16 protein-coding genes are annotated in these 17,350 nt (G+C 60.5%); 4 read left to right on the plus strand and 12 right to left on the minus strand.

Annotation, left to right across the window (positions count from 1 at the left end; translation table 11 throughout):
* Positions 1 to 224: 224 nt before the first annotated feature.
* From PP263_RS05180 to PP263_RS05195, 4 genes are read right to left on the minus strand one after another with little or no spacing between them, the layout of a single operon-like run.
* Positions 225 to 731 carry a SirB2 family protein gene (locus tag PP263_RS05180; protein ID WP_308367298.1) on the minus strand — a complete coding sequence of 169 codons (507 nt, stop codon included), beginning with the start codon at positions 729 to 731 and terminating at the stop codon, positions 225 to 227.
* A complete protein-coding gene (locus tag PP263_RS05185) occupies positions 731 to 1,168 on the minus strand; it encodes an Rrf2 family transcriptional regulator (RefSeq protein ID WP_308367299.1) in 438 nt (145 codons plus the stop codon). Before PP263_RS05185 ends, PP263_RS05180 begins: the two co-directional genes overlap by 1 nt.
* A 14-nt stretch (positions 1,169 to 1,182) precedes the next feature.
* Positions 1,183 to 2,376 carry an NnrS family protein gene (locus PP263_RS05190; protein WP_308367300.1) on the minus strand — a complete coding sequence of 398 codons (1,194 nt, stop codon included), beginning with the start codon at positions 2,374 to 2,376 and terminating at the stop codon, positions 1,183 to 1,185.
* A complete protein-coding gene (locus PP263_RS05195; protein WP_308367301.1) occupies positions 2,376 to 2,759 on the minus strand; it encodes a YbaN family protein in 384 nt (127 codons plus the stop codon). Before PP263_RS05195 ends, PP263_RS05190 begins: the two co-directional genes overlap by 1 nt.
* Before the next feature lie 186 nt (positions 2,760 to 2,945).
* On the opposite strand from PP263_RS05195, the gene ytfE reads away from it, so the two are divergent.
* Together ytfE and PP263_RS05205 are read left to right on the plus strand one after the other, a co-directional pair.
* Positions 2,946 to 3,617: an iron-sulfur cluster repair protein YtfE gene (gene ytfE, locus PP263_RS05200; protein WP_308367302.1), complete on the plus strand. Its 672-nt coding sequence runs from the start codon at positions 2,946 to 2,948 to the stop codon at positions 3,615 to 3,617.
* A gap of 2 nt (positions 3,618 to 3,619) precedes the next feature.
* Positions 3,620 to 5,989: a nitric-oxide reductase large subunit gene (locus PP263_RS05205; protein ID WP_308367303.1), complete on the plus strand. Its 2,370-nt coding sequence runs from the start codon at positions 3,620 to 3,622 to the stop codon at positions 5,987 to 5,989.
* A gap of 92 nt (positions 5,990 to 6,081) precedes the next feature.
* Here the strand turns inward: PP263_RS05205 and yegQ are convergent, their stop codons facing one another.
* On the minus strand, positions 6,082 to 7,407 hold the full coding sequence (gene yegQ, locus PP263_RS05210; RefSeq protein WP_308367304.1) for a tRNA 5-hydroxyuridine modification protein YegQ: 1,326 nt from the start codon (positions 7,405 to 7,407) through the stop codon (positions 6,082 to 6,084).
* A 145-nt stretch (positions 7,408 to 7,552) separates the two neighbouring features.
* Between yegQ and PP263_RS05215 the strand changes: the two genes are divergently transcribed.
* On the plus strand, positions 7,553 to 7,948 hold the full coding sequence (locus PP263_RS05215; RefSeq protein ID WP_308367306.1) for an STAS/SEC14 domain-containing protein: 396 nt from the start codon (positions 7,553 to 7,555) through the stop codon (positions 7,946 to 7,948).
* 21 nt (positions 7,949 to 7,969) lie between these two features.
* Here the strand turns inward: PP263_RS05215 and fnr are convergent, their stop codons facing one another.
* From fnr to narL, 7 genes are all read right to left on the minus strand, one after another.
* Entirely contained in the window at positions 7,970 to 8,695 is a 726-nt protein-coding gene (gene fnr / locus PP263_RS05220) for a fumarate/nitrate reduction transcriptional regulator Fnr (protein ID WP_308367307.1), read from the minus strand.
* A 241-nt stretch (positions 8,696 to 8,936) separates the two neighbouring features.
* Positions 8,937 to 10,286: an oxygen-independent coproporphyrinogen III oxidase gene (hemN, locus tag PP263_RS05225; RefSeq protein ID WP_308367308.1), complete on the minus strand. Its 1,350-nt coding sequence runs from the start codon at positions 10,284 to 10,286 to the stop codon at positions 8,937 to 8,939.
* Positions 10,287 to 10,404: 118 nt separating this feature from the next.
* On the minus strand, positions 10,405 to 11,142 hold the full coding sequence (locus tag PP263_RS05230; protein WP_308367309.1) for an anaerobic ribonucleoside-triphosphate reductase activating protein: 738 nt from the start codon (positions 11,140 to 11,142) through the stop codon (positions 10,405 to 10,407).
* A 35-nt stretch (positions 11,143 to 11,177) separates the two neighbouring features.
* Entirely contained in the window at positions 11,178 to 11,348 is a 171-nt protein-coding gene (gene nrdD / locus PP263_RS05235; RefSeq protein ID WP_308367311.1) for an anaerobic ribonucleoside-triphosphate reductase, read from the minus strand.
* Positions 11,349 to 11,404: 56 nt separating this feature from the next.
* Positions 11,405 to 13,180, minus strand: a complete 1,776-nt coding sequence (locus tag PP263_RS05240; RefSeq protein ID WP_308367313.1) for a ribonucleoside triphosphate reductase — start codon at positions 13,178 to 13,180, stop codon at positions 11,405 to 11,407.
* Positions 13,181 to 13,349: 169 nt separating this feature from the next.
* Positions 13,350 to 14,588, minus strand: coding sequence for a gephyrin-like molybdotransferase Glp (gene glp / locus PP263_RS05245; RefSeq protein WP_308367314.1), 1,239 nt, complete (start codon positions 14,586 to 14,588; stop codon positions 13,350 to 13,352).
* Positions 14,589 to 14,674: 86 nt separating this feature from the next.
* Positions 14,675 to 15,352 (minus strand): two-component system response regulator NarL, encoded by a 678-nt coding sequence (gene narL, locus PP263_RS05250; RefSeq protein WP_308367315.1) that lies wholly within the window; start codon positions 15,350 to 15,352, stop codon positions 14,675 to 14,677.
* A gap of 264 nt (positions 15,353 to 15,616) precedes the next feature.
* Between narL and PP263_RS05255 the strand changes: the two genes are divergently transcribed.
* Entirely contained in the window at positions 15,617 to 17,230 is a 1,614-nt protein-coding gene (locus PP263_RS05255; RefSeq protein WP_308367316.1) for an MFS transporter, read from the plus strand.
* The last annotated feature ends 120 nt before the right edge of the window (positions 17,231 to 17,350 follow it).

Consider the following 17,350-nt stretch of genomic DNA (forward strand, 5'->3'; position numbering starts at 1 on the left):
CAAGAGACCAGCTCCGCGGGCAGCACCCTATGGAGCTCTCCTTTACAACAAACCAGAGGGCGATGATTTCGCTGCGATTTGGTGCCGGAGAACCTTGCCGCACGCCGAAAGCACGATGGCAAATATGATGAGTACTGCCCCTGCCAGCATGCGCAGCGAGGGCTGTTCGCCGAACAGCTACCAGGCGCAGGCGATGGCAGCACTGAGCCACTGCTGAAATTCGGTCACCTGATCCGGCAACTCGATGCCGGCGAGCGACCGCGAGACTTGCGCCGTATCGAAATGGCCTTCAGAGGGTGTTCGTCCATTGCTAGCGCCTGGCTCTGTAGCACGTTCTTCAACTGGTTGGCCACAATGGGGCGCGGTAGTGGCTTGAGCACGGCCATCAATACCACCCCGCCCACCAGGCACAGTGCCAGCAATCCGTAAAGCATGCGATGAGTGGCATCGGCCGCTTTCATGGCGCCGATGCCGGCACCGATATAGCCCAGAATCAGTATCAGCTTGACCATCAGCCAGTGTGCCTGCAGCGGCGATAGCCGGTAGAGAACGGCGAGGCTGATACCCGAGGCCAGTAGCAGCGTATCGATCAGGTGGGGCGCGGGCCTGACCCATTTACTTTGCACAAAACGCGCCTCCATCTGCCGGCCCAGGAAGCGCACGATAAAGAAAATGATGGAAGTGGCTGCCAGGGTGATATGCAGCTGTTTGAGCAGGAGGATATCCACCATCAGCCAATCCTCAGCAGACGCACCATGTGCTTTCCTTTCCCCTGCGGCAGCAGGTCCGCCAGGGTGTATTGATCCAGCACCTCGAAAAATGCTCCCAGCGCTTCGAAAATCACTCTCTTGAGTTCACAGGCGGGGGTGATCGCGCATGCCTGGCTATTGCCGAAACACTCCACCAGTGCCAGATCCTGTTCTGTGTCCCGCACCAGATGGCCGATATTGATGTTCTCGGGCTTATCGGCGAGGCGCAGGCCACCGTTTTTGCCGCGAATGGCAACCACGTAGCCTTTGCTGTTCAGATCCTGCACCACTTTCATCAGGTGATTTTTGGAAATGTCGTAACTCTCGGCGATCTCGCGAATGGTGGCGAGCTCCTCGCCCTTGAGAGCGAGGTACATCAGTACGCGCAGGGAGTAATCGGTATAGCGGGTGATATGCATGTATCAATCTCGGGTTATCCGGGGCGGCCATCCGGCCGGGGGCTGCTCAGAATCGGCCAGTAAAGCACCACAAACAGGCCGAAGGCCAGAACCCAGGCGAGTGCCGCCAGGGCCAGCCCCAGACGGAAGTCGATTATCTGGGCGGCAACCAGCAGGCGGAGTGCAGCGGCGGTAGTAATCGACAGGTAGATCCACAGGCCGAACGGTGCCAGCTTGAGTGGGCGCCCGGTATGGCCCATCGCCACACGGGTCATCACACCCAGCAGCAGTGTGCCTATGGCCCCCACGCCGAGGGAGTGCTGCCAGAGGCTGTCCGGCAGGGAACCGGTGAGAATCGCCAGCGCCCGCAGTAACAGGCCCAGCACTATCCAGGCATAGGCCAGATGCAGAATCCACAGCAGCGGTTCCTTTCGCGCCCGCCAGCCGGCCCACTGCCACAGGCGCAGGCCGTTGCTCAGGGCCGCGGCCAGGACCGTCAGGCCAATCAGCATTGCTGGCGCGCCCAGTGCATCCAGGGGAGCCATCAGCGTCAGGAGAGCCAGGGAAATTAATGCGACGCGATCGGTCCACGCCGAGCGGGTAACCCAATCCGGGTTGCCGCCCTGGAATCGCAGCCAGTTGGCGGTAAAGGCGGGGATAATACGCCCGGCAATCACCGCCATCAGCAGCACGATCAGGTCAAAGCCCAGTTGTTCACCGGTGTCGAGCAAGCCGGTGCGCCCACTGGCAAAGCCCAAGTGCATCAGCAGGTTGCCGATAAACAGCAAGGTGAGCACTGCCACCAGAATCAGGTTGCGCCGGTTGTTGTGCTGAAGCAGTACCCGCAGCAGATAGAGCGCCAGTGCCGGCAAAAATGCCAGGTCCACCAACGCCACAAGCCAAGCCGGCGTCCAGGAAGCCAGCCACATCAACACGCGCCCCGCCAGCCACAACAGCACCAGTAACAGCAGGCGCCAGCCCTTGATGGGGGACGCCTCGGTCCAGTTGGTGATGGCGGTCAGCAAAAAGCCGGCGATGGCGGCGGGCACCATGCCGTACAGCATCTCGTGGCTGTGCCACTTGAAAGGCGACCATCCCAGGGGCAGGGACCAACCGCCAAACAGAAATCCCATCCAGCCCAGTATCACCACCACCGCGTAGAGGCCGGTAAGCAGGAAAAAAGGCCGGAATCCGTAAGCCAGCAACGCGGCAGGTCGAGCGTTTTGCATCAGCACTCTCCCCTTGGCCGCGGTCGGGTTGAGAGCCAGGTTCCCACCAGCACAAACAGCAGCCCGGTAAACAGCAATATCCATTGGGCGGTGTCCAGCAGCCAGAGAGTCAGCCAGCTGGCTGTCATCAGGCCCAGGGCCGCAATCTTGGCCTTAAGGGGCACGGCGCGCTCACTGCGCCACGCATGAATCGCCGGGCCGAAATACGGGTGTTCTGCCAGCCAGCGCTCCAGCCGGGGGGAAGCCTTGGGGGCGGCCCAGGCCGCCAGCAGTAGAAACGGCGTGGTGGGAAGCAGCGGTAGCAGGGCTCCCGCTGCCCCCAGGCCCAGACAGCTCCAGGTCAGGCACAGCCAGGGCAGGCGTCGCAGTGGGCTGGCGTTCATAGAGTGCACTCAAATCAAATGATGCATCTAATTTATATCTTTGGGTGTGTCGCTTCAAGCGCAGAGATAGTGAGTAATTGATCCAGATCAAGAGGCTTCGCTTATAAAGATGTAAATTTAATACATCTTAAAGTTGTGCCTATTGGCATCCCATTTTTATCCGATAGAACAGTCTCGAGGAGGAGCATGATGGATACCCTGGATCAACCCCTGGGCCAGTTGGCGTGCCGGATTCCAGGCGCCACGTCGGTGTTTTTTGCGCACCGGCTGGATTTTTGTAATGAGGGAAAACAAACCCTGCGCGAAGCCGCTGCCCGCAAGGGACTGGGCGCGGAAGCCATAGCGGCGGAGCTGGATGCCCTCAAGGACCAGCCGGCGACGGAAAACTGGGATCAGGCGGCGAACGATGTGCTGATCGAGCACATCCTCACCCGCTATCACGAGCGCCATCGGGAGCAGTTGACGGAGCTGGCGCGCCTGGCTGCCCGGGTCGAGCTGGTACACGGCGGCCACCCGGAACACCCAGCCGGCCTGGCGGATCATCTGGAGCAGACGCTTGCCGAGCTGGAAAGGCATATGCAGAAGGAGGAGCAGATTCTCTTTCCCATGATCCTGCGGGGTATGACCGAAATGGCACGGGCACCGGTGAGTGTGATGCGACACGAACACGACGGCCACGGTGAAGCGCTCGAGCAAATCAACCAATTAACCCGGAACCTGACCTTACCCGAAGGGGCCTGTAATACCTGGCGCGCGCTTTATTTGGGGCTCGCCACACTGGAGCGGGACCTGACGGAACACATTCACCTGGAAAACAACCTGCTGTTTGCACGTATTGACGCACAAGGGGGATTTTGAACATGGGCCAGTATCGCAAACTCTGGTGGACTCTGATCGGCATTCTGGCCGTTACTTTCGCGCTCCTGGGATACGTCGGAGCGGAAGTGTATCGCAAGGCACCACCAATCCCGGGGCAGGTGGTCACGGAAAATAATCAGTTGTTGATGACCCGCGACAGCATCCTCGACGGCCAGACCGCCTGGCAGTCGGTGGGTGGTATGCAGCTGGGTTCCATCTGGGGCCACGGCGCCTATCAGGCACCGGACTGGACCGCCGACTGGCTGCACCGGGAGCTCAACGCCTGGCTCGATCTGGCCGCCGGGGATGAATACGGTGTGGGCTATGCGGAGCTGGACGGGCGCCGGCAAAACGCGCTCCAGTACGAACTGAAAACCGCCTACCGCACCAACACCTATGACGCCGATACCGATACCCTGGTGATATCCGAGCGGCGTGCACAGGCCATAGCGCAAACGGCGGATTACTACAGCCGCCTGTTCAGCGACGCCCCCGAGTTGCAGGGCACACGCGAGAACTACGCCATGAAGGAAAACACGCTGCCCGACCGCGAGCGGCGCGAGCAGATGGCTCAATTTTTCTTCTGGACCGCCTGGGCAGCAGCAACAGAGCGCTACGCCGATGGCGCCACCTACACCAACAACTGGCCCCACGAACCGCTGATCGACAACAAGCCGACCGCGGAAAATATCGTCTGGTCCATTGCCAGTGTGGTTCTGCTGATTGCCGGGGTGGGCTTGCTGGTGTGGGGCTGGGCCTTCCTGCGCAGGGAGGACGAAGAGGAACTCCCGGCCCCCGCAAAAGATCCCATCACCACCTTCGCGCTCACCCCTTCGCAAAAAGCGCTGGGCAAGTACCTGTTCGTGGTGGTCGCACTCTTTACTGCACAGGTGTTTCTCGGCGGCTTTACCGCCCACTACACGGTAGAGGGGCAGAGCTTTTACGGCATCAATGTCTCCGAGTGGTTCCCCTACAGCCTGGTGCGCACATGGCACATCCAGGCGGCTTTGTTCTGGATTGCCACCGGCTTCCTGGCCGCGGGCCTGTTCCTCGCACCGGTCATCAACGGCGGCAGGGACCCCAAATTCCAGAAGCTGGGTGTCGACATCCTGTTCTGGGCACTGATTCTGGTGGTGGTGGGCTCCTTTGCCGGCAACTACCTGGCCATTGCCCAGATCATGCCGGCGGAGTGGAACTTTTGGCTGGGCCACCAGGGTTATGAATATCTCGACCTGGGACGCCTGTGGCAGATCGGCAAATTCCTCGGTGTCGCCTTCTGGCTGGTATTAATGCTGCGCGGCATTGGACCGGCACTGCGCCAGCCCGGTGACAAAAACCTGCTGGCATTGCTGACCGCCTCCGTAATTGCCATCGGTCTGTTCTATGGTGCCGGGCTGGCCTACGGCGAGCGAACCCACATCTCTGTGATGGAATACTGGCGCTGGTGGGTAGTGCACCTGTGGGTGGAAGGTTTCTTCGAAGTCTTCGCCACTGCGGCCCTGGCCTTTATCTTCTGCAGCATGGGGCTGGTATCCCGCAGTATGGCGACCGCCGCAAGCCTGGCATCGGCCTCGCTGTTTATGCTGGGCGGCGTACCGGGCACCTTCCACCACCTGTACTTTTCCGGCACCACCACACCGGTGATGGCGGTCGGCGCCAGCTTCAGCGCGCTGGAAGTGGTGCCGCTGGTGGTACTCGGTTACGAAGCCTGGGAGAACTGGCGCCTCAAGCACGCCGCCCCCTGGATGCAGAACATCAAGTGGCCGCTGCTCTTCTTTGTCGGGGTCGCCTTCTGGAACATGCTGGGTGCCGGTGTCCTCGGCTTTATGATCAACCCGCCCATTTCGCTCTACTATGTGCAGGGCCTGAACACCACAGCTACCCACGCCCACGCTGCGCTCTTTGGAGTCTACGGCCTGCTGGCACTGGGCTTCACGCTGCTGGTGCTGCGCTATATCCGCCCGCAACTGGTGTTTAACGACAAACTGATGAGCATTGGCTTCTGGTGGTTGAACATCGGCCTGGCGATGATGCTGTTTACCAGCCTGCTGCCGGTCGGCGTCATCCAGTTCCTGGCCAGCGCCTCCGAGGGCATGTGGTATGCGCGCAGCGAAGCCTTCCTGCAAAGCGACCTGCTGCACACCCTGCGCTGGGGGCGCACCATTGGCGACGTGGTGTTTATCGTCGGCGCCCTGGCGGTGTGCTGGCAGGTGGTTAAAGGGCTCGTCTTCCCGGATGCGTCCGAAGCGGCCAGACTGGAATCCGGCGCCCGGACTTACGCACCGGCTTATGCAGAGTCTGATCAGGCTACCAAAGCCCAGAGCGTGGACAGCGCCTGCTGCGGGAACTGTGGGGGCAGCCACCCCGTATAAACCCTGCGTAACGTCTGGACTTTAAGAACAGGCAGGTGCTTAACGGCACCTGCCTTTTTTATGATGCGCCGGGCATGGTATGTAGCGCCGTTTCAGTGTTGCAAACAGCGCATCAACATCGCGAAACCGCCGTCCGCGGTCAGCTCCAGATCACCGGGCGTGGGTATCCGCACCACGTGGCCGGAACCGGGCGCCGCGTCGATTGCGCGGCCCTCGCGATTTTCCAGCACTTCCAGCCTGAAACGACGGTTGCCCTGCGGCGTAATCAGCTCCAGTTCGTCGCCCACCTGGAAACGGTTTTTCACCTCCAGCGTGAGCCAGCCGTTGTTACAGGCGCTGGCCTCAGCCGCAAATTGCTGGTTCGCGTTGCCGGAACTGCCCTGTTCGTAGTTCTGGTATTCGCTGGGGACGTGGCGGCGGTAGAAGCCCTCGGTATAGCCTCGGTTGGCCAGGTGCTCCAACTCACGCATCAAGTGCATGTCGAAGCCGCGGCCGGCCAGGGCGTCGTCGATCGCCCGGCGGTAGACCTGTGCGGTGCGCGCAACATAGTAGTGGCTCTTGGTGCGGCCCTCGATCTTGAGGGAGTGAATGCCCATCTTTACCAGCCGCTCCACGTGCTGCACCGCGCGCAGATCCCTGGAGTTCATGACGTAGGTGCCGTGCTCGTCCTCGTAGGCGGGCAGGTATTCTCCCGGCCGGCCGCGCTCCTGCAGTAGTAGCGGCGGCACTTCGTTCCCAACCGGGTCGAAGACCTGCACCTGTGGTTCTACCGCAATCAGGTCGCCAAGTTCGTTTTCGCGCGCGGTGTGGGCGTTGTACTGCCAGCGACAGGAATTGGTGCAGGCACCCTGGTTGGCGTCGCGGCGGGTCATGTAACCGGACAGCAGGCAGCGCCCGGAGTAGGCAATGCACAGGGCGCCATGCACGAACACTTCCAGTTCCACCTCCGGGCACTGCTGGCGTATCTCTTCGATCTCGTCCAGGGAGAGCTCGCGGGAAAGGATCACCCGGCGAATGCCCTCGCGGGCCCAGAAACGCACGCTGGCCCAGTTGACCGCGTTTGCCTGCACCGAGAGGTGTATTTCCTGTTCCGGCCAGCGCTCGCGCACCAGCATGATCAGGCCAGGGTCGGACATGATGAGCGCGTCCGGAGCCATGTCGATTACCGGTTCCAGGTCGCGCAGGTAGGAGCGAACTTTGTCGTTGTGCGGGGCAATATTGCTGGCCAGGTAGAATCTTTTGCCCAGGCCGTGAGCTTCGTTTATGGCCGCGGCGAGGTTCTCCAGGCGGTTAAATTCGTTATTGCGCACCCGAAGGCTGTAGCGGGGCTGGCCGGCGTAGACGGCGTCGGCGCCATAGGCGAAGGCGTAGCGCATGCTTTTCAGGGTGCCGGCGGGGGAGAGGAGTTCGGTACTCATAGGTGGCTACTGCGAATTGAAAGATTCAGGCGGGCGGATGATCCCGTGCCCGGCGGCCACGCAACTTGATTCAGGTCAAGGGCCGGGCCACTTCCCGTTGAAATAATTGCGCCATCGGCAATCAGAGTGACCAAGGAAATCGAAAATGAAGGTAAGCGTGGAATCCATTGTCAGCCACGGCATCTGCGTGGGTATCGGGAGGGTCGTCGGGTCAGATTTTTTTCTTTACCTGAAGGCGGCGGGGCGGCTCGACCATGTGGACTATGAAATGGCCGCGCCCCTGATCGATGGGGCCCTGCAGGCTGTGGCACATCCACGAGTGAAGGTTTTGTTCGACGTGACGGATTTCCAGGGCTGGGAACCCTGCTTCGCCTGGGACGATTTCACCCTGGTTCTCAGGCATCACAATAAATTTTCGAGGATCGCAATTCTCGGCCGCTCGAACTGGCCACAGGTGGCATCCGGTATCGCCGCCTGGTTTATGTCCGGGGAGGCAAATTATTTCGAGGATCGCGAAGCGGCACTGGAGTGGCTGGCCTGATAACCTTCTGTGACCGACTTTTTAGTCGTCGTAACTGCAGTGGGTGCCGGCCAGTTCGCTCAGCCCAATCAAGTCGAGGATTTTCACTTCCCGGCCTTTCACCTCGATCAGCTTCTGTTTCTGGAAACGGGAAAACAGGCGGCTGACGGTTTCCGCGGTGAGTCCCAGGTAGTTGGCGATATCTGTGCGCGGCATGGACAACAGGAAGCGGCTCGAGGAGTAGCCGCGGCGCGCGTAGCGACTGGAAATATTGATCAGCAGCGCCGCGAGCCGGGTTTCCGCGGACCGCTTGCCCAGCAGCATCAGGATTTCGTTTTCGCTGCGCAGCTCTTCGGAAAATATCCCGTAGATATACCGCTGCAGCGTCGGAATATTCTGCGCCAGTGTTTCCAGTTGGGTGAATGGCAGCACGCACACGCAGCTGTCTTCCAGTGCCTCGGCGTAGCTGGGGTGGCTGCGTTTGCTGTAGGCATCCAGCCCGAGCAGTTCTCCGGGCAGCGCGAAATGGGTCACCTGGGTGTCGCCGTCGCTGGCGATCATCGCTGACTTGAAGCTGCCGGAGCGGATGGCGTAGAGGCCGGTGAAGGGGTCCCCCGCCCGGTACACGCAGTCGCCCTCCTTGACGACCTTTTTCATCCGCGTCACCCGCTCCAGCCGGGCGATATCGCTCTCCGGTAGGCCGGCGGGGAGGCAGAGGCTTTTGACTGCGCAGTCGCCGCAGCGAACAGTGATCGGGGAGTCTTTCATCGCTAGTCGTAAACCGGGTTTTGATGTGGCGGTATTGTACATTGTTTAGCCATATATCTACATGAGCGGACAATCATCCCGAACCCCGTAAGGCGGGCCCGGGCGGTCCTGCTGTCGGTGGTCGTTTGCTCAACAGCCTCGTCGGTCTGTTTATCGGCCGCAGACACTTTTCGCAAACGGCCCCCGGCGTCAGGGCCTTTGCATTTGGCTTCGGTATTCTTATCCGAATCCCGATTCCCGGTCACAACACTCGCGAATACTGCGCGCCCTCAGTGCCCCCGTGCAGATAGGCATCGAACGCGGAGGCGGCGTTGCGGGCGAACCAGCGGCCACGGGAGGTGATGCGCAGACAGTGTTCATCCTGCTCCAGTAGCCCGTCGTCGAACATGGGTTGCAGGCGGGCCAGCTCCTCGCGGAAGAGAACATCGAAAGGTGCCCCGGCGCGCCGCGACACTTCTTCCTTTTCCAGCCGCAGGTGGCACATCAGCTCCATCACCAGGTACTGGCGCAAGCGGTCGTCAGCGGAGAGCTGCCAGCCGCGATAGGCGGCAAAGCCCTGCTCGCGAATACTTCCCACATAGTCTTTCAGGCGATGCCGGTTCTGCCAGTAGCCGTCGGCGCTGTAGCTGATTGCGGAGACCCCCAGTCCCACCAGTGCGTCGGCAGGCATCACCGTGTAGCCCTGGAAGTTGCGCTTGAGTTCGCCCGCGCGGGCGGCCCGCGCCAGTTCGTCACCGGGCAGGGCAAAGTGGTCCATGCCGAGGAATTCGTAGCCGGCTTTTTCCAGCGCCGATACCGCCGCAAGCTGCATTGCGATTTTTTCCGCCGGTCTCGGCATGGCGTCCGTGTCGATCAGCCGCTGCGCTTTGAAGCGGTGCGGTAGATGTGCGTAGTGGTAGAGCGCGATGCGGTCCGGTGCCAGTTCCTCGACTTTGTCGATGGTGCTCTGCAGGGTCTCGACGGTCTGCCGCGGCAGGCCGTAAATCAGGTCGTAGGAGATGGAGCGGAAGCCGAGCTCGCGCGCGGCGCGGGTCAGCTGTTCCACCTGCAGTGGGGTGCACAAGCGGTTGATCGCCTGCTGTACCGCGGGGTCGAAATCCTGGATACCCAGGCTCAGACGGTTGAAGCCCAGTTCGCGCAGTGTATCCAGGGTGTTTATTGCCAGGGTGCGCGGGTCGGCCTCGATACCGTATTCGACATCGTCACCGCTGCGGAGGTCGAACACTTCCCGCAGCCCTTCCACCAGGCGCCGCAGGTCGCTGTCATTCAGGAAGGTGGGCGTGCCGCCGCCCAGATGCAGTTGTACCACCGGGGCATCCGCCACCTTGTCGCGATACCCGCGCGCCTCCTCCAGCAGGTGGTCCAGGTAATCCGAAGCCAGCCCATATTGATTGGTGATCACTTTGTTGCAGGCGCAGAAGTAGCACAGGGAATGGCAGAAGGGGATGTGCACATACAGCGACAGGCTGCGGACATTCTTCAGTGCGCGCCAGGGTGCCGCGCCGTCCAGGGGCCCGAAGCGGTCCGCGGTAGGATAGGAGGTGTAGCGCGGGCAGGGGCCGCTGTAGCGGGCCAGCAGCTCCGTCGACAAGTTCCCATCAGTGTGTTTCGACTCAAGTGTCATCTGGTGAAAGCCTTTCAACCTTTTTACCTCAGTTACCCGCAGGTTATCCGGTTGCCGACCGATGACGCTTGATTCAAATCAACTTTTAGTCCCGCAGCGAAAGACTGTCGAAGCGGTGTTCGAGCCGTGCCACCAGCTTTTCCAGCGTACCGGGTGCTGGTGTCTCCATTGCCGGCTGGCAGTAGGCGGAGTCCAGGCACTGTTCACCGCGCGCCGTCTGTATGACGTAGCGGCGCACGCCGCAGTCGGCGAGGGCCAATGCCAGGTGTTCCACGTCGGTGGGGGAGAAGTCCCGCCAGTGCACGGTGGTGCGGCATTCGAAATCGATACCGCTGTCGAGCAGCAGCGCCAGGCTCCGGGCGTGTCGCCGCCAGAGTCCGGGCCGGCCGCAGATACGGTCGTAGTCGGGCCCGTTTCCTTTGACATCCAGCCCCACCCAGTCGAGCAGTGGCAGCAGTTTCGCCATTCTCTCGGGATAGGGGCCGGCGGTGTGCAGGCCCACTTTGAAACCCATGGCTCTGGCCTGTGCTGCCGCCTCGGGCAGGTCGGGGTGCAGGGCCGGCTCGCCACCGCTGAAGACTACGCCTTCCAGCAGACCCTGCCGGCTTTCCAGGAAATTTCGGACTGTCTGCCATTCATGTGCTTCCCCGCGGCGCGAAACAATCATCTGTGGATTGTGGCAGTAGCCGCAACGCAATGGGCATCCCTGGGTGAACACCACACAGGCTAGATGCCCTGGGAAGTCGAGGGTGGTGAGTTGTGTCAGGCCGGCGATCGGCAAGCGGATTTTCGGGTTGGGCATGGTGTCATCGGTATCGCGCACCGGGGAACGGTGGTTCCCCGGCGATTTGTCGCTGGTTAGAGACCGGCGGTTTGCTGGGTGAAGTGGCGGCGTTCGCGGTGTTCGGAGCGCTTGCCGAGGTTGAACTGGCTGACCGGGCGGTGATAGCCCATCACCCGGGTCCAGACTTCGCAGCGCTGGCGCAGTTCGGTGGGCAGGTTTTCGCGTTGGGAGGTTGTTGTGGTCATGTTCGTTGACTCCTTCTGTGGGTTCTGTGGGTGGTAAGTGGTCTGCCGTTCGCCGGTCACACCGGCACTGGCTCTCGGGCGGGAATGTTGTTCAGGTCGGCAGCCCGGGCCTGTTGCTCCAGCAGCGCATCGTCGCATTGCGGGCAGAACTCGTGTTCACCGGCCAGGTAGCCGTGCATCGGACAGATCGAGAAGGTCGGGGTGACGGTCAGGTAGGGCAGCCGGAAGCGCGACAGGGCGGTGCGCACCAGCTTGCGGCAGGTTTCCGCGCTGGAAAGCCGCTCGCGCATGTAAAGGTGAAGTACGGTACCGCCGGTGTAGCGGGTCTGCAGCGGATCCTGGTGCAGCAGCGCCTCGAAGGGGTCGTCGGTATAACCCACGGGCAACTGGCTTGAGTTGGTGTAATAGGGGGCCTCGGGGGTGCCGGCCTGGAGAATGCCGGGAAAGCGGCGGGCATCTTCCTTGGCGAAACGGTAGGTGGTGCCCTCCGCCGGGGTAGCCTCCAGATTGTAGAGGTGTTCGGTCGACTCCTGGAATTCGCGCAGACGCGCGCGCACGTGTTCGAGCAGTTCGAGCGCCATATCCCGGCCCTCCTCGCTGGCGATGTCCAGGCGGTCGCCGGTGAAGTTGCGCACCATCTCGTTGAGGCCGTTGGCGCCCACTGTTGAGAAGTGATTGTGCAGAGTGCCCAGGTAGCGCTTGGTGTAGGGGTAGAGGCCGGCGTCCATCCATTCCTGGATGCGTTCGCGCTTGATCTCCAGACTGTCGCGGCCGAGTTCCAACAGTCGATCCAGCTCGCCGTACAGCCCTGCCTTGTCGCCCTGGAAGCGATGGCCGAGGCGCGCGCAGTTGATCGTCACCACGCCCAGCGAGCCGGTCTGCTCGGCGCTGCCGAAGAGGCCGTTGCCGCGCTTGAGCAACTCGCCGAGGTCGAGTTGAAGCCGGCAGCACATCGAGCGCACCATATGCGGCTGCAGGTCCGAATTGAGGAAATTCTGGAAGTAGGGCAGGCCATACTTGGCGGTCAGCGCGAACAGCCGCTCGGCGTTATCGCTCTGCCAATCGAAGTCGGCGGTGATGTTGTAGGTGGGAATCGGGAAGGTGAAAACCCGGCCCTGGCGGTCGCCGGCTTCCATGACCTCGAGGTAGGCCCGATTGAGCAGGTCCATCTCGTGCTGCAACTCGCCGTAGGTGAAGGGCTGCTCCTCGCCGCCGATCACCGGCACCTGGTCGCGGAGGTCCTCCGGGCACACCCAGTCAAAGGTCAGGTTGGTGAAGGGGGTCTGGCTGCCCCAGCGCGAGGGTACGTTGAGGTTGTAGATGAACTCCTGGATGGCTTGCCTCACCTCGGTATATTGCAAGCTGTCGCGGCGTACATAGGGTGCCAGATAGGTATCGAAGGAGCTGAAAGCCTGGGCGCCGGCCCATTCGTTCTGCAGGGTGCCGAGGAAGTTGACCATCTGCCCCAGGGCGCTGGAGAGGTGTCGCGGCGGATTGCTCTCGGCGCGGTCGGGCACGCCGTTGAAGCCTTCGTGGAGCAGACTGCGCAGCGACCAGCCGGCGCAGTAACCGCCCAGCATGTCCAGGTCGTGCAGGTGCAGGTCCCCTTCCCGGTGTGCCGCACCGATCTCGGCCGGGTAGACCTCGTCCAGCCAGTAGTTTGCGATCAGCTTGCCGGAGATATTGAGGATCAGCCCGCCCAGCGAATAGCCCTGGTTGGCGTTGGCATGCACGCGCCAGTCGGCACGCTTCAGGTATTCGTCGACGGTGGAAGCCACTGCGATATGGCGGGGCTGTGTGGCGTGGAGGGTAATGGAATTATTCCTTGGCATCACTATATATACCGATTTTTTTTGACTTTAACACCATATGTAGTGGTTCAGGTTAGGGGAGCTTGCAAGTGACCGCCTTGATTTGTGTCAAGGCGGCGGCAGGTAGACGGGAGAATGTAGGGGAGAACAGAAAAAGAGGTGCCAAGACACGAGGGCGAAAACCCTCGAATCAGGCAAAGGGTGATTCAAGCGGAGTGAGTTCCACCAGGGTACCCGCCGGCAGGTCACCACTGCTGTGCGGCAAGACGATAAAACAGTTGGCATTCGCCAGTCCGGATAATATATGGCTTCCCTGATGTCCCACTGCGGCCACCTCCAGCTCGCCTCGCCGGTTCCGGGAATAGAACCCGCGTTGAAAGTCCACTCGCCCGGGCTTTTTCTTCAGTGGGGATACCAATCGGGCACACAGGCTTGTCCGGGGCTTCGGGGTTGAACCCCGCAGCTGGGCCAATGCCGGAATCACTAATTGCTGGAAGGTAACCAGGGCTGAAACACGATTGCCCGGCAGGCCAAACAAGGGGGTGTCTCCGACACGTCCAAATGCAAATGGCTTTCCCGGTTTCATCGCAATCTTCCACAGGTAGATTTCACCGAGTGACTCGATGACTTCCCGCGTGTAATCCGCCTCGCCCACCGAAACCCCACCGGAAGTGATGATGGCATCGGCTCTGGCGGCAACATTTTCCAGTGCATCGGAAATCTGTTGGCGATCGTCCGGCAGTATGCCGAGATCGAGAACTTCGACGTGCATTTGCTGCAGGGCGGATTGCAGGGCAATCCGGTTGCTGTCGTAAATGCCACCCGCGGTCAGTGGGGTTCCCGGCTGCTGCAGCTCATCGCCAGTGGAGAATAGCGCGACAACCGGCTTGCGCACTGCGACTATCGAGCCTGTGCCGGCGGCGGCCGCAAGAGCGATATGGGCAGTGGTAATCTGTTGTCCTGGAATCAGGAGTTCCGTTCCGGTCACTACGTCTTCGCCGCGACGCCGGATATGCTCCCCCTCAGCTACAGTTTTGCGAATGAATATCCGGTCGCCCTGCACCTCGACATTTTCCTGCATTACCACCGTATCCGCCCCCTCCGGAATGACCGCACCGGTCATGATGCGCACAGCGCAGCCGGAGGGAAGGGGATTTTCAAAAGGGGCGCCCGCGAAGGATTTTCCGACCAGTTTCAACGGCTCGCTGTCGGTCAGATCCCTGTGCCGTATCGCGTAACCATCCATTGCGGAATTGTCGAAAGAGGGGAGGTCGATCTGCGCAAACACTGGTTCGGCAAGTGTCCGGCCGGCGGCGTTCGCCAGTGGTACGCGCTCCACTCCGCTGACTGGAGTTATGGATTCGACCAGCTGGCGGCGGGCCTCCTCTATCGGCATCAGGCCGGGTTGGCTGCAGCAGTCTTTTGACATAAAGCTAATTCGCTCAAATGGGATTGAGCGAAAAGGCTAACAAGCGGCTACAGGTCGGACTATCACCCATAAGGGGTAAACGCCGACTAGCGTTCGGAAGATCGGCTGCTGGAGGCGGGTTCGCTGCGCTTCTGGTTAACCATCCACACCGCCGCCTCTATGCGGGAGCGCATGTTGAGTTTTTTCAGTAGATGTTTGACATGTACCTTGACGGTGGCGTCGGAGATGTCGAGTTCACGGGCGATCAGCTTGTTACTGAGTCCCATCGCGATCTGCTGCAGTATCTGGTATTCGCGGCTGGTCAGGGTGGAAAGCACATCGGCGCCGGAAGTGTCCGGCTTGCGCAGTGCAGAGGCGAGAATTTCAGTAAGGCGCTGGCTTATTGCCAGCTTGCCATGGGTTGCCGCCAGTACCTGCTCCAGAATTTCTTCCGGGTCCATATCTTTCAGCAGGTAGCCATCGGCACCGGCACGTATACAGGCCACCACGTCGGCGTTATTGTCGGAAACCGTCAGCATCACGATGCGGGCGCTGACATCGGAGGCGCGCATCGCCCGCAGCGTATCCAAGCCGTCCATGCCCCGCATATTCAGGTCCAGCAGGATGATGTCCGGATCGCACTCCTGCGCCAGCTTCACCGCCTCTTCACCGCTGCTGGCCTCCGCCACCAGTTCGAGACGGGGCTCCAGGCTGAAGAGTTGCATCAGTCCTTTGCGGAATAGAGGATGATCGTCAACCATCATGACTCTTGCTGGACTGGACATGATTTTTCCCGCCTTGCTCTGTACCGGATTCTGAATATCTGATGCTAACACAAGTGGGCGGCAGTGGAGCCGACTACCCCAAAGTGGGTAGGGAGCCCCAGCGCTTTCCATCGGTACGGATTGACGGGGCGGCCGCAGAGAGGAGTGCACATGGCGATATCGAGATTCGCCGTGGAAAACGGAGTACTTATTGATGGTAATTGAGCGCTGTCGCGGGGGCGGCCATAGTGGCATCAAGAAACATTTTGAGCAGGAGCCGCCACTGTGTCCGACATATACGATTGGTCCCCGGAGAACAGCCAGTTCTGGCAGTCCCGGGGAAGGAAAATTGCGAGCCGCAATCTGTGGATTTCAATTCCCAGCCTGCTGGCCGGATTCGCAGTATGGCTGTACTGGGGAATCATCACTGTACAGATGCTCAATCTGGGCTTCCCCATCGCCAAGTCTGAGCTGTTCACCCTGATGGCGATCGCCGGTTTGACCGGCGCCACACTGCGTATTCCCAGCAGTTTCTTCATCCGTCTGTGCGGTGGACGCAACACCATAGTATTCACCACCGCTCTGTTGATCATTCCCGCCCTGGGAACGGGGATCGCATTGCAGGACCGCAATACGCCGCTGTGGATCTTCCAGTTGTTGGCTCTCCTCAGCGGTCTGGGCGGTGGTAACTTTGCTTCCTCCATGTCCAATATCAGCTTTTTCTTCCCCCGGGAGAAACAGGGGCTGGCTCTTGGGCTGAACGCGGGGCTCGGCAACTTCGGCGTCACCACCATGCAGATACTGGTGCCGCTGTTTATGACCTTCGGTGCCTTTGGCGCCATGGGCGGAGATCCGATGACACTGGTGAGTTCATCCGGAACCCTGATCGGAAAAATCCCCGCGGGTTCCCAGGCGTGGATACAGAATGCCGGGTTTCTCTGGCTGCTGATTCTGGTGCCCCTGGTACTGGCTGGCTGGTTTGGTATGAACAATATCCGTACCGAAGAGGTGTCGCCGGATATCGGCAACCCGGTCAGCGCCTTTGGCAAGATGACCCTGATGCTCGGCATAGGTTTCCTCACCGCCGTGGTGGGCCTTTGGTTACTGCTGCCGGAGAGTGCGAACGGGTCCGGGTGGGGAGTACCCAAGGAAATTGTGCTGGTCTTCGTGATTTTCGGCACTGTCTGCGGCCTGAAGTTATTACCCGGGGAAATCAGAAGCAGCCTGAACAGGCAATACCGAATCTTCAACCACAAGCACACCTGGGTAATGAGCGTGATTTACACCATGACCTTTGGCAGCTTTATCGGTTATTCGGCCGCTTTCCCCCTGGCGATCAAAGTGATCTTTGGCTACAGCCACGTGGCGGTCGACGGCGTGATGACTCACAGCACTGTCAATGCAAACGGCCCCAGTGCACTGATGTACGCGTGGATGGGGCCTTTTATCGGCGCACTGATTCGCCCGGTTGGGGGTTGGATTGCCGACCGGATCGGCGGGGCCCTGGTAACCCAGGTATGTGCACTGGTGATGGTTGTCAGTGCACTGGGTGTGTCCTACTACATGAAAGCGGCCTATGCATCCGCAACGCCGGAGGAGTATTTCGTACCCTTTTTCCTGTTGTTCCTGGTCCTGTTTGCGGCCACGGGAATAGGCAACGGCTCGACTTTCCGCACCATTGCCATGGTGTTTCCAAAAGAGCAGGCCGGCCCCGTGCTGGGGTGGACTTCCGCGGTAGCCGCGTACGGAGCCTTCTATATCCCGAAAGTATTCGGCGAACAGATCAAGGCGACTACCCCGGAATACGCATTGATGGGGTTTGCCGTTTTCTACGCACTATGCCTGGTTATCAACTACTGGTACTACCTGCGCAAAGGCAGCGAATTCTATAACCCCTGATCAAATCGGGTGGGGCCATGATTGAGAGAGGGGCACCCCCTCTCATTTTTTTGGTCCTGACCTTGGCGCCGGCCATTGTGAGTGTTCTCCCGATATCCCCGATGCCTAAGGAGAAGTGTT

It is taken from the genome of Microbulbifer sp. TB1203 (assembly GCF_030997045.1).
In the GTDB taxonomy this organism is placed as follows: Bacteria; Pseudomonadota; Gammaproteobacteria; order Pseudomonadales; family Cellvibrionaceae; genus Microbulbifer.